The sequence below is a fragment of the Halorientalis sp. genome (assembly GCF_028275115.1).
GTDB lineage: Archaea > Halobacteriota > Halobacteria > Halobacteriales > Haloarculaceae > Halorientalis.
The window spans coordinates 146,459-157,562 of sequence record NZ_JAQCNH010000055.1; the positions used below are offsets into that span (position 1 = coordinate 146,459).

The 11,104-nt window shown below is 61.7% G+C and carries 12 protein-coding genes and 1 pseudogene; 9 read left to right on the forward strand and 4 right to left on the reverse strand.

Annotated elements, in window-relative coordinates; genetic code table 11:
- Positions 1 to 49: 49 nt before the first annotated feature.
- Positions 50 to 1,069 (forward strand): phosphoribosylaminoimidazolesuccinocarboxamide synthase, encoded by a 1,020-nt coding sequence (locus Q0964_RS08865; RefSeq protein WP_299266136.1) that lies wholly within the window; start codon positions 50 to 52, stop codon positions 1,067 to 1,069.
- Here Q0964_RS08865 and Q0964_RS08870 read toward each other — a convergent pair.
- Both Q0964_RS08870 and Q0964_RS08875 read right to left on the reverse strand, forming a co-directional pair.
- Positions 1,066 to 1,419 carry a hypothetical protein gene (locus tag Q0964_RS08870; protein ID WP_299266137.1) on the reverse strand — a complete coding sequence of 118 codons (354 nt, stop codon included), beginning with the start codon at positions 1,417 to 1,419 and terminating at the stop codon, positions 1,066 to 1,068. The two genes, Q0964_RS08865 and Q0964_RS08870, sit on opposite strands and share 4 nt — an antisense overlap.
- A gap of 267 nt (positions 1,420 to 1,686) precedes the next feature.
- Positions 1,687 to 2,670, reverse strand: a complete 984-nt coding sequence (locus Q0964_RS08875) for a formyltetrahydrofolate deformylase (RefSeq protein WP_299266139.1) — start codon at positions 2,668 to 2,670, stop codon at positions 1,687 to 1,689.
- Positions 2,671 to 2,845: 175 nt separating this feature from the next.
- Here Q0964_RS08875 and Q0964_RS08880 point away from each other — a divergent pair, with 175 nt between their 5' ends.
- Positions 2,846 to 3,739: a GAF domain-containing protein gene (locus Q0964_RS08880; RefSeq protein ID WP_299266142.1), complete on the forward strand. Its 894-nt coding sequence runs from the start codon at positions 2,846 to 2,848 to the stop codon at positions 3,737 to 3,739.
- On the forward strand, positions 3,736 to 4,395 hold the full coding sequence (locus Q0964_RS08885; RefSeq protein ID WP_299266144.1) for a DUF7504 family protein: 660 nt from the start codon (positions 3,736 to 3,738) through the stop codon (positions 4,393 to 4,395). The genes Q0964_RS08880 and Q0964_RS08885 overlap by 4 nt, the downstream gene beginning before the upstream one ends.
- Here Q0964_RS08885 and Q0964_RS08890 read toward each other — a convergent pair.
- Positions 4,392 to 5,345 carry a ferritin family protein gene (locus Q0964_RS08890; RefSeq protein ID WP_299266147.1) on the reverse strand — a complete coding sequence of 318 codons (954 nt, stop codon included), beginning with the start codon at positions 5,343 to 5,345 and terminating at the stop codon, positions 4,392 to 4,394. The genes Q0964_RS08885 and Q0964_RS08890 overlap by 4 nt on opposite strands.
- A gap of 175 nt (positions 5,346 to 5,520) precedes the next feature.
- On the opposite strand from Q0964_RS08890, the gene purS reads away from it, so the two are divergent.
- The 5 genes from purS to Q0964_RS08915 all read left to right on the forward strand — a co-directional run bounded on the left by purS (position 5,521) and on the right by Q0964_RS08915 (position 9,143).
- Positions 5,521 to 5,778: a phosphoribosylformylglycinamidine synthase subunit PurS gene (gene purS, locus Q0964_RS08895; RefSeq protein WP_299266149.1), complete on the forward strand. Its 258-nt coding sequence runs from the start codon at positions 5,521 to 5,523 to the stop codon at positions 5,776 to 5,778.
- Between the two features lie 76 nt (positions 5,779 to 5,854).
- Complete coding sequence (purQ, locus tag Q0964_RS08900; RefSeq protein WP_299266151.1) at positions 5,855 to 6,532, forward strand: phosphoribosylformylglycinamidine synthase I; 678 nt, start codon at positions 5,855 to 5,857, stop codon at positions 6,530 to 6,532.
- A gap of 180 nt (positions 6,533 to 6,712) precedes the next feature.
- Entirely contained in the window at positions 6,713 to 6,958 is a 246-nt protein-coding gene (locus Q0964_RS08905) for a DUF7967 family protein (protein ID WP_299266152.1), read from the forward strand.
- Positions 6,959 to 7,082: 124 nt separating this feature from the next.
- On the forward strand, positions 7,083 to 7,733 hold the full coding sequence (locus tag Q0964_RS08910) for a hypothetical protein (protein ID WP_299266155.1): 651 nt from the start codon (positions 7,083 to 7,085) through the stop codon (positions 7,731 to 7,733).
- Positions 7,734 to 7,916: 183 nt separating this feature from the next.
- The gene (locus tag Q0964_RS08915) at positions 7,917 to 9,143 is read left to right on the forward strand and encodes an RNA-guided endonuclease InsQ/TnpB family protein (protein WP_299266157.1); all 1,227 of its coding nucleotides are present in this window, start codon (positions 7,917 to 7,919) and stop codon (positions 9,141 to 9,143) included.
- A 40-nt stretch (positions 9,144 to 9,183) separates the two neighbouring features.
- On the opposite strand, the gene Q0964_RS08920 is transcribed toward Q0964_RS08915, so the two are convergent.
- Positions 9,184 to 10,488, reverse strand: coding sequence for an RNA-guided endonuclease TnpB family protein (locus tag Q0964_RS08920; RefSeq protein ID WP_299266162.1), 1,305 nt, complete (start codon positions 10,486 to 10,488; stop codon positions 9,184 to 9,186).
- 44 nt (positions 10,489 to 10,532) lie between these two features.
- Between Q0964_RS08920 and tnpA the strand changes: the two are divergent.
- Positions 10,533 to 10,939, forward strand: a pseudogene (gene tnpA, locus Q0964_RS08925) (IS200/IS605 family transposase).
- Positions 10,940 to 11,104 lie beyond the last annotated feature (165 nt).

Below are 11,104 nucleotides of genomic sequence, written 5' to 3' on the forward strand. Positions count from 1 at the left end.
TTGTGACAGCCACGCCCGGGACCGGCCCCGGAGCGACGGGGTGTGACCGATGACGAGCGTCAAGGATTTTCGCGTCGAGCGACCGGCCACGGCGACCGAACTGGGGCGGGGCGCGTTCGTGTTCACCGACGACTACTCGGTGTTCGACTGGGGGAAGATGCCCGACGACATCCCGAACAAAGGCGCGAGCCTCTGTGCGATGGGCGCGTACAACTTCGAGTTGCTCGAAGACGCGGGCGTCCCGACCCACTACGAGGGCGTTATCAGCGGCGGTGAGGTGGTCCCGCTCACCGAAGTCGCCGGTCCGCCCCGGGAGATGGCCATCGAACTCACACAGGTTCCGGACCTGCCACACGACGGCCGCGAGTACGATTACGACGCCTACTACGCCGACGCGGGGGAGAATCACCTGATCCCCCTGGAGATCGTCTTCCGCAACACCGTTCCCGTCGGGTCGAGCCTCCGGTCCCGCGCCGACCCCACCGAGTTCGGCCTCGGTCACAGCGAGTGGCCCCAGAGAGTGGTCGACCTCCCCGAACCGGTCGTCGAGTTCTCGACGAAACTCGAGGCGTCGGACCGCTATCTCGCCCGGAGCGAGACCGACCGGCTTGCCGGCTCAGTCGACGTCGACCGGCTCGAGGCGCTCGCTCTCGAGGTGAACGAAATCGTCACCGAACGGGCCAGTGAGGTCGGGCTGGTTCACGAGGACGGCAAGATCGAGACGTTTTACTACGACGGCGAAGTTCGAGTCGCCGACGTGGTTGGTACCTTCGACGAGAACCGGTTTTCCGTCGCCGGACAGGAGGTCTCCAAGGAGGTTATTCGGCAGTACCACAAGCGGACCCAGCCCGAGTGGGTCGAGGCCGTCACCGAAGCCAAAGAACGGGCCAGAGCCGAGGACGTAGCCGACTGGAAGTCACGCTGTGAGCGCGAACCCGAACCGCTCCCGGGTCACGTCGTCGACGCTGCCAGAGACCTCTACACGGCCGGGACGAACGCCTACGTTGGGCGAGAACTGTTCGACGCACCGCCGCTCGACACGGCCGTCGAGACCATCCAGTCCCTCTAAGAACCCGACCCAGAGCCGGAGGGTCGGGGGCGGAGGAACCGCGCCGAAATCGGCCCGACGATACAGAGAGCCCCGCCGAACACTGTCGGAACTACCCACAGCGGTGCGTCCCAGATGACGAGGAAGGTAAGGAACGACAGACCCATGGCGACGACACCCCCGACAGGCGCGAGTTTCGGCTTCGAGAGCGCGAGCAGTCCCATCCCGGAGATGCCGACCCCCATGTTCATCACGAACAGGATCGGAACAATGAATCCGAATCTGTCATCCTGTGTCAGGTAGCCGACGGTAAGCATGCCGGCGAAGATGAGGACGACGCCCCCCAGTTCGGTCAGTTTGTTCGACAGCATTGTGCCTGTATTTTTCGTCGTGGATAATAAATGCACCCGAACAAATCTGGTATTTAATATAGTGGGGAGTCAGTTCGGGCCGTGTCGGGGACTCACTCGTTCCCACCGGCGTCCTGTCGGTCGGCCCGTTCACGGGTCACCACGCTCCCCGTTCGGTCGTTTGGGGCGTGCCGGTTCGCTCCGCTGTTCGGGCTCCTCCATCGTCGCTCGCTCTTCGGTCGCACTCCGGTCAGCCGTTCGACCGCGAGGCCAACTCACTCGCTGTCCTCAGTCGTCTGCTTCGCTTTCCTCCCCGCCCCGATTCGCTACAATCTCGCCGAGCCCGTCGATGGGCCGGTCGGGATTGGCGTCGTCAAGTACCTCGGGTGAGCCCAGTTGCACCGCGTCGGTGTCGAGGTCGTCGCGCAGGGTCGTCCGGCCGCGGTGGACCGAGACGGCGTCGTTGAGGTGGAGTGTGATCGCCTCGATGAGGGCTTCGGCTTCCAGCGGCTGGCCGATACGCTGCAGGTCCTCTTCGTTCGCGTCGTCGGGCACGTTGAACGCCCGCTGGGTGATAATCGGCCCCTGGTCGAGGTCGGTCGTGACGTAGTGCGCTGTGACACCGGCGATACGGACCCCCGCCTCGATAGCCTGCATGTACGCCGACGCGCCGGGGAACGCGGGCAACAGGGAGGGGTGGACGTTGATGATCCTGTTCTCGTACCGAAAGACCACGTCCGGGCTGAGGATGCGCATGTAGCGCGCCAGGACCACGAGGTCGACCTCGTACTCCTGCAGGAGGTCGAGCATGTGGCCCTCGTCGGGCGTCCCCTTCTCGTCGCCGACGTCGTGGAAGGGGACGTCGTACTTCTCGGCCAGCGGTCGCAGATTGGGGTGATTGCCGATGACGACGCGCACCTCCGCGCCGAGGTCACCGTTGGCCCAGGCCTCGAAGATAGCCTCCAGGCAGTGGGACTCCTTCGTGACGAGGACGGCCATGGTCTGGGTTTCGCGCTCGGCGGGGAACCGGACTTGGATGTCGACGCCGAGGTCCTCGCCGAGCTCGTCGGCGTCCTCCCGGAGTTTCGTTTCGGTGCAGACCATCTCGGACGTGTCGACGTGCATGGTCATCCGGAAGACGCCCTCCCTGACGGCTTGGTCGAGGTCCTCGATGTTGATGCCCCGCTCGAACAGCAGGGAGGTGACGTTCGCGATGAGACCGGTGTCGTCTTCTCCAACGACGGTGATCTCTGTCAGTTTGTGTTTTTTCACTGTAACCACCAGCTGGCACTGTCGGCGACCGCAGTCATGATATCTCTGTGCAACGCCCGGCGAAAAAGGTTGTTTTTCGATGTGCTGTCGGCCAACCGACGCGGCGGTCGTTTCACGGACCTGAAAGCTGCCATAGATATTTGTACGTGGTGGAGTTACGCCTGTACAATAGTGTATGCCGGTCACTGTGTTGTACGCTGACGGCGACGACCGGACCCGGACGGCGACAGCGAAAGCACTGTCCGGGGCCGGACTCGACGTCCACGAGGCTGCAAACCTCGAGACGGCATCGGAGACGCTCACGACAGTAGCAGTCGACTGTGTCGTGGCGGCGTACACCCTTCCCGACGGGGATGGACTGGAGCTGTTTACCACGGCCCGGGAGGCCGTGCCCGATACGCCCTGTATCCTCTTTGCCGACGTGACGACGGGTCAAGTCGACACGACTGGTTTCGAGGGGATAGTCGCGGAGTTCCTCACCAGGGGACACCCGAACGCACACGACCGGTTGCGGCGGCTGATCGACGAACTCGTCACACGGCGGAGTCAGGTTGGGTATCCGCTGCCGGACCATGAGGAAACGCGGCTCGCGGCGCTCAACCGGTACGACATCGAGGGACTGGCTGCACAGGAGGCGCTCGACCGGCTGACGGAACTGGCGTTGCGTCACTTCGGGGTCCACCGGGCGTTCGTCGGCATCCTCGACGAACACGAAGAACGGTTCCTCTCGTGTCAGGGTCCGGCTCTCGACCCGTTGGCGCGGGAGAAGACGATGTGCACCCACGCGATACTCGAGCCCGACGTGATGACCATCGAGGACACACACGACGACGCCCGCTTCGAACACAACGACGCGCTGGACCGGTTGGATATCCGCGCCTACGCTGGCGTGCCGCTTCACGGACCCGACGGCGCGGCCCTCGGGAGTTTCTGTCTCACCGACGACGAACCGCGGTCGTTCTCCGAGTCGGAGGTTCAGTATCTGCAGTTGCTGGCCGGCGAGGCGGCCGAGCAGCTAGATCTCAGGCGTCGCCTGCGAGCGGCACGGGGGGAGGGCGAACACCGATGAGTCAGGACGCACAGCAGCGCTATCAGTTCGACGAACTGCCGATCGAGCCAGTCCGGCCAGGGACGAACCTGCTCGTCGCCGGCCCACCGTTCGCCGGGACGAACGCGGTCGCGCTCCGGATGCTCGCGGCCGGCGAACGGGCCGGAGACGGGGTAGTCCTCGTCGCTGCCGACGATACAGGCACGACGATTCTGGACGATTACAGCGGCGTCGGCGGCACGTTCGACCGGGCGCGGATGGCCGTCATCGAGTGTGGCTCGACGAGCGGCAGTAGCGACGACACGAACATCAAAACTGTGCGCTCGCCCGGCGACCTGACCGGCATCGGCATCGAGTTCTCCTCGCTGTACGAGGGGCTGTACACCGGAGGCGTCGAGCGGGTTCGAACCGGGCTACTCTCGATTTCGACACTGTTGATGTACGTCGACGAACTTCAACCGGTCTACCGATTCCTCCACACGGTCACCGGCCGCGTCCGGTCGGCCGACGGAGTGGCGGCCTGTGTGGTCGACCCGAGCGCACGGGACGAGCGCACGGTCAGTTCGATCGCCCAGACGTTTGACGGTCGTGTCGACGTGCGCCGGACCGACGACGGCAAGCATCAACTCCGAGTTCGGGGTCTCCCCGACCAGCCAGAGGGCTGGCAGAAGATTTAATCGGCGCTGGTCCCGTCGCGGTCCTCTTCGAGGGTCACCAGTCGCTCGACCGCCGGCAACTCGGCGTCTCTCTCCGTCAGCACGTCGATACGTCGGCGCACCTTGTCCGTCGCGTACTCGATCAGCGGCGTCGGGTCGATGTCTTCTGTTCGGGTCGCCTCGACGGCCTCGGAGACGAACGGCAGCAGGTTCATCAGTGTGTCCTGTACGACGGTCTCGTCGACGCGCTCTTCGTGGATAAGGTGTCGAACTTTCTGCATCCCGAAGCCGACGTGTCGACCCTCGTCGCTCCGGATGTAGTTGATCCCCTCGACTAGCCCTTCGAGTTCGGGGGTGTCGACGTCGTCGTCGTAGACGTCGGGGCCACCGTCGCTGAACCGCGCGGAAATGCCGTAGTAGCCGGTTTGTGCCAGCACCGACTCGACGGTGAGGTGGTAGTGGCAGTATGCCTTCGCGCGGTTCTCGGGAGTGTCGTCGGTCAGAAGTCGCTCCATAGCTTCCTCCGTCCGGTCGAACAGTTCGACGTACCCCTCGGGAAAGTACCGCTGGTCGGTGGGCCGAGTGACCTCGGCGTCCTCCGCTCTCGCAACCGGATCGATGACTTCGCGCCAGTACCGGTCGAAAAACTGGGTGTGTTTGGCCTCTTCGTAGATCTGGGTGGAGAGAAACATCTGGTCGTCGATGTCGTCGAGCACCATCCCTAGCGGCATCAGGTCCTCCGTGACTGCTTCCTCGCCCGCCCCGAACAGCGCGAGCGTCGTCCGCAGTGCCTCGAACTTCTCTTCGTCGCCGTCGTGAGCCAGCAGGCGCTCGCGGTCCTGCTCGAGCAGTTCCTGTGGGACGTCCTCGCAGGGGTCCCAGTGGCGGTAGACGGCGTTGCGGAAGTATCCACCGGCGAACGAGTCCGGATCGATGCGCATGTCACGACTGGTGTCCCTGATCTGTGTCATGGGATGGTACTTGCCAACGCGGCACCCGTGATTAACCCTGGTGCCACAGTGTCGAGGGAGTTTTACACAGACCGACTTTCGGTAAGGTTCTTTTGATGTCATCTATCTAGAAATAAAGTTGGCATACGGTTAGAGATAACAAATGTTAACCTCGACGGTCACGCCAATCCTGACGATGACTACGTACACCGCGACCGTGACGGTCCGGCTGAAACACGGGGTGCTCGACCCGGAGGCCGAGACGACTCAGCGCCAACTCGAACGGCTGGGCTTCGACCTGGACGACCTCCGGTCGGCCGACCAGTTCGAGATCGACGTGGACGCCGACGACGCCGACGCGGCAACGGAGCGCGCCGACGAGATGGCCGAGCGACTGCTCGCGAACCCGACCATACACGACTACACCGTGGCGGTCGCCGAACGGGACACATGACCCCACTCACTCCCGCTCGCGGCCGACGGACGCTCGTCGCCCGCCCGGTCACAGTCGCCACCAGGGGGTGGCTCGTGTGACGGTCTCGGTGATTCAGTTCGGTGGGTCGAACTGCGACCGTGACGCCGTGCGGGCGCTCGGCGAACTCGGCGTCGACGCCGAACTCGTCTGGCACGAGGACGGACTCCTCAACGACACCAGCGGTGTCGTCCTCCCCGGCGGCTTCTCGTACGGCGACTACCTCCGGGCTGGCGCGATGGCCGCCCACTCGCCTATCGTCGCGGCAGTCCGGGAGGCCGCCGGGTCCGGGACGCCCGTGCTGGGCGTCTGTAACGGCGCACAAATCGGCTCCGAATCCGGACTCACGCCGGGTGCGTTCACCACCAACCGGAGCGCCCGCTTCCAGTGTGAGCACGTCCACCTTCGCGTCGAGAACGCCGACACCCCCTGGACCGCCGCCTACGAAGAAGGCGAGGTGATCGAACTCCCCATCGCTCACGGTGAAGGACGCTTCGAGGTGGCGGACGAGCGGTTGGAGGAACTCGACCGCGAGAACCGAGTCCTGTTCCGGTACTGCGACAGCGAGGGGACCGTCACCGAGGACGCAAATCCCAACGGCTCGAAGCACAACGTCGCGGGCGTGCTCGGCGAACGGGACTCGGTCGCCGTGCTGATGCCCCACCCCGAACGGGCCGCACTGCCCGACATCGGCCCGACGGACGGGCAGGGCGTTCTCGAAGGATTCACCGAATAGGCGCTTCCAGCCCGCGAATATCTATCGCTCTTTTTTCGGGAATGCGACGAGGACTGAAATTTTGTCGGCCCGTAGTTCGAGTATGGCGACGACAGACGGGGCCGTCGGGAACGAGCGTGTCTGACTGGTCGAACGCACCTACGGCGACGACGTCTCTGCGAACGAAGTGAGTCGAGGCTGGTGAGAGTTTGCTCTCACGGTGAGCAGAACAGGGTCATTCTGACCTACGCCACGCCGGACGACCGGCAGGAGTATTGCAAGGAGCGCGCCCTGACGGGTTTCACTGGTCCCGGACGGGCCACGACGGTGTCACTGGAGACCGAACCGGAGAACCTCGGAACCGCCGGCGACCCGGACACCCAGGCGCGCTACGCCGGCGAAGTCGAGCGGATGATCGAGAGCCACGACCCCGACGACACGCTGTAGTCGACGCTCACCCTCCGCCTCGCGGGTCCTCCCTCCCCGCTCGCCCTCCGCCTCGCGGGTCCTCCCTCCCCGCTCGCCCTCCGCCCAGCACACTTATAAATCAGCTGTCCGACGTGTTCGGTAGGTGATTCAGGTGTCGAACATCGTACTCACAGCCGTCCTACTGCTCGTCGGAATCGCCCTGACAATCGGCGGCGTCTTCCTCTACCGGGCCGGGCTGAAGCTGTTCGGCTTCCTGCTTGGCGGCGGCGCGGGCTTTTTTACGGCCAGCACTGCCGGTCTGGGGCCGATCCCCACCGTCGCCGTGATCCTGTTTTTGGGGTTCGTCGGTCTCGCCATCGCCAACAAGGTGTACCTCATCATGCTCGTCGTCCCGGGTGCGGTGACGGGCTTTGGCGCGGCGCTCGCGCTGACGAGCACCTCGATGAATCCACTGACGAACCTGTTGGACCCCGTGATTCTCGCCGGGCCGGTCATCGGCGCGGTCCTGGCGGTACTCCTCCAGAGGGTCGTCGTCGTGTTCGTCAGCGCGGCCTGGGGCGCGGTGCTGATCTGGGCCGGACTCGACGCCGGCGCGATCGTCGACCCGCTGGCGAGCCTCTCGGTGCCGACGCCACCGACCTGGACTGTCGCGCTGATTGCCGTCGGCGTCGTCGTCCAAATCGGGACCTGGGCACTGCTTCGGCACTACGACGACGACGAACTCAAGGCGAAAGTCAAGAGCCTGCTGGGCCGTGGCTCCGGTGGCGGGAGCCAGCCCGAAGGCGGTATCTGACTGCGGGGCGGGTCGACACCGTTCGAGAGTTCGGGACAGCATTCATCAAGAATCAAGGCGGATACCTCAGGGCTTGACCCCGAGGAGGAAGCCGACACTCTATGACACATTCTACGTTCGATAGCCAACCGACTCCCCACTATATTATATAGGTTTGAGTATCTTCAACTATACTTATGAAATATGGGGGTTGTCCGAAACATCCAAATAAAGCTCGACGTTTCCGAGGACGACCACAAAACCCTCGATGAGACGTTTGAGCAATTCCGTCAGGCGGCCCAACACGTCGCTGACCACGGATGGAACGACAACCCCTACGAAATCACGGACACGAAGAATACGCTCCACGACGACACGTATTCTGACGTTCGTGACAAACTCTCCCTACAATCCAGTCTCGTCCAGAGTGCCCGCAACCTTGCAGCCACAGCACTCGGGAACTGCAAAGACCGTATTATCAAAGACGGTGAAAAAGCCAGCAAACCCGAGTTCAAAGGCACAGTCGTCGTCTACAACGGTCGAACCATCACCTACAATGACGACCACGTATCTCTCGCCACCGTTGACGACCGCGTGACTGCCGAATACGTCACACCAGTCAACGAGGAAGGGACGCCGTTTGAGGACTACTGGACTGACGAATGGGAGAAAGGCGAAGCAACGCTCCACAAACGTGATGGCACGTACTACCTCCACGTCGCCGTGAAGAAAGAAGTTGAGTCTGATTCTACCGACGAACAAACCCAAAACGGAGTGGTTTTGCGGGTCGATTTGAACGTGGATGGATACCTCGCCGTCACCAGTACCGGAGCGTTCCTTGGCAACGCAGACTGCCTCAACCACAAGCGCGACGAGTACGAACGTCGTCGCGGAAACCTCCAACAGACAGGCACTCGGTCGGCACACCTCACCATCAAGAGTATCGGGTCACGGTTCGCTCGGTGGAGTGCTGATTACCTCCACAGAGTCTCAAAAGCCCTTGTTCAAGAAGCCGTTGAAAACGACTGTACGGCTATTGCGTTCGAGAACTTGAAGAATATTCGAGAACGCATCTCAAACGGTTCAAAGTTCCAGCAGTGGGCGTTTCGTGAACTTCAACGTCACGTCGAATACAAAGCTGAAGAATATGGTATCGACGTGGACGATGTAAAGCCACACTACACGAGTCAACGGTGTAGTCATTCTGAATGTAGCTTTACTCACGAAAATAACCGTGACGGTGACGAATTTAAGTGTCTGAAATGCGGGAAGGAACTACACAGCGATTACAACGCCGCTCGAAACGTCGGGTGGCGTCTTGTTCAGCACTGGCTCAAGTCTGGTGCTGAACGAGCCACCAGTCAACTGGCTCTGAAGTCAGGGACAGTGAACGCGAATGGTCACTTTCGACCTACTGCACTACGCAGGTAAACAGCCTCGGGCACGGTGGCCCGAGGCTTTTGTAATTCCCTCAGCCGTGCGCTAGCACTCCCTGCTTGGCAAGCGAGCGGGATGAGGTTGGGCGGCTTACGCGCCCCGACCCGGACAGACGCACCAACCTGACTTGCGGTTGGGTTTTGTGAGTCCGGTAATTCGTAGTGTTACCGTCGAGTTTCGCCTTCTCACGCCACGCAATGTTCACCGACGCATTCCGGTCAGCGTGGTCTTGAACCACGTCACACTCGTCGTTCGTACAGCGGAATCGCCGCCCCTGCCGATACCCACGCTCACCACAACACGAACACGTCTTTGAGTTGTAGTAAGCGTCCACCGTATCCGTGGGAATCTCTCGCCATGTCGCCTTGTACGAGACGAACGCCTCGAACTTGTGGAACGGCAATTTGTGCAATCGACGGTTCATATACGTCCCGTACTTGATTTCGTCGCGGATGCCGCTCATATCCTCGAACACGACAACCGGTTTCGGGAACTGCTCCGCGAACTCCACGACAGCACGGGAGAGACGGTGCAACACCCACTCGGTGAATCGCTCTTCTTTGTCACCGAGTTTCCGGTGGATACTCGCCTTGCCGTGTTCCTGACACCGAGTGGTGATGGTGTGGTAGCGTTGGCGTTCCTGCTTGACTTGTCCGTAGTCGAGGACGAGCGTGCCTTTCGTCCGCATCGTCTCGCGTTCGAGGGCAGTAAGTGCGACGTTGCGCTCGTTGATGTCTACGCCGACTACAGTATCAGCGGTTTCTGGTTCGGGCACGTCGAACTCGCGTGTGACCGTGACGTGTAGGTAATACACGCCATCGCGGTACAGGAGTTCGGCCTGCCCCACATCCACCTCATCCGACGCGAGAGCGTCTCGAAGTTCATCCATCGCGTCCGGCTCGCCGCGCAGGTGTCCTTTCACCTTCTTGTAGGGTTTCGGGCTGATGCGGAACTGGACGCGGTTCGTGTCGTCGTCCACGGTGAGACGGTAGCCTTCCGTGTGCGCCATCACGAGCGGGTACGCGCCCGGTTTGTCCGTACTCGGCGGCGTCGGTTTGCCGCCATCAGGGTCGTCTTGGTTTTCCCACCACTCTTTGAGCGATTGGTAGGAGTCCCACGTTTGGAGGGCTTTGCCGACGACCGCGCACTTGTTGTTCCGCAAGAAGTCGTCGCGGTCAACCTCTCGCTGTATCTCGGTACGATTGTACCCGCGTTGTTTGAGGCGGATGGTGTCGTTGAATATCTCGCGTGAGGTGAGGCGGGCGTCGTGAAGCCACGACCGTTCACCAGACGCTATGTGGAGGCGCGTCTGAATCGTCTTCGTGGCTTTCTCACCCATACGTTGACAATTGTTCCAGACTGTCATAAATGTAGGGATTAGGAATGGAAGAATACCGTAGTCATGCACATTCGGTTAGTTCCTGCAAGTATCACTTCGTCTGGTGTCCCAAGTACCGCCACCCGGTTCTGGATGTACTGGAGGACGATATGCGAGATTTGTTTGGTGAGACTGCTGACCACTTTGGGCACGAGATTCTGGCGTTGGAGATTGCGACGACCACGTACACCTGTTCGTGCAAACAGACCCGAAGCACAGTCCGGCGGACATTGCTCGGCAATTCAAGTCGTACTCTGGCAAGCATTTGCTGGAGCGGCGTCCCGAGATTCAGGAGGCGTATTTTTGGGGTGGTGGATTCTGGAAGGTCGGCTACTACGTGGGGACGACGGGAGCAGTGTCGGAAGAAGTGGTTGAACGGTATATCGAAGAGACGGAACAGGCGCCGGAGTGACGCGCTTCACCCCCGCCCACGGTGGGGCGGGGAACTCGCGCTGCTTTTCGTTTAGAGTCCGGTAGTATAGAATAAAGCACAATCTCTGCTACAAACGTTCTCTTTTCTAGAAACCTCGGCGCGAAACGCGCCGGGTACATTCCCCAGTTCCCTTTCTTCCATTGT

Coding starts and splice junctions, on each gene's coding strand:
- Q0964_RS08885 (WP_299266144.1), top strand. CDS start 3,736: ATGAGTCAGGACGCACAGCAGCGCTATCAGTTCGACGAACTGCCGATC.
- Q0964_RS08870 (WP_299266137.1), bottom strand. CDS start 1,419: ATGCTGTCGAACAAACTGACCGAACTGGGGGGCGTCGTCCTCATCTTC.
- Q0964_RS08915 (WP_299266157.1), top strand. CDS start 7,917: ATGGGGGTTGTCCGAAACATCCAAATAAAGCTCGACGTTTCCGAGGAC.
- Q0964_RS08890 (WP_299266147.1), bottom strand. CDS start 5,345: ATGACACAGATCAGGGACACCAGTCGTGACATGCGCATCGATCCGGAC.
- purS (WP_299266149.1), top strand. CDS start 5,521: ATGACTACGTACACCGCGACCGTGACGGTCCGGCTGAAACACGGGGTG.
- Q0964_RS08920 (WP_299266162.1), bottom strand. CDS start 10,488: ATGGGTGAGAAAGCCACGAAGACGATTCAGACGCGCCTCCACATAGCG.
- Q0964_RS08880 (WP_299266142.1), top strand. CDS start 2,846: ATGCCGGTCACTGTGTTGTACGCTGACGGCGACGACCGGACCCGGACG.
- Q0964_RS08865 (WP_299266136.1), top strand. CDS start 50: ATGACGAGCGTCAAGGATTTTCGCGTCGAGCGACCGGCCACGGCGACC.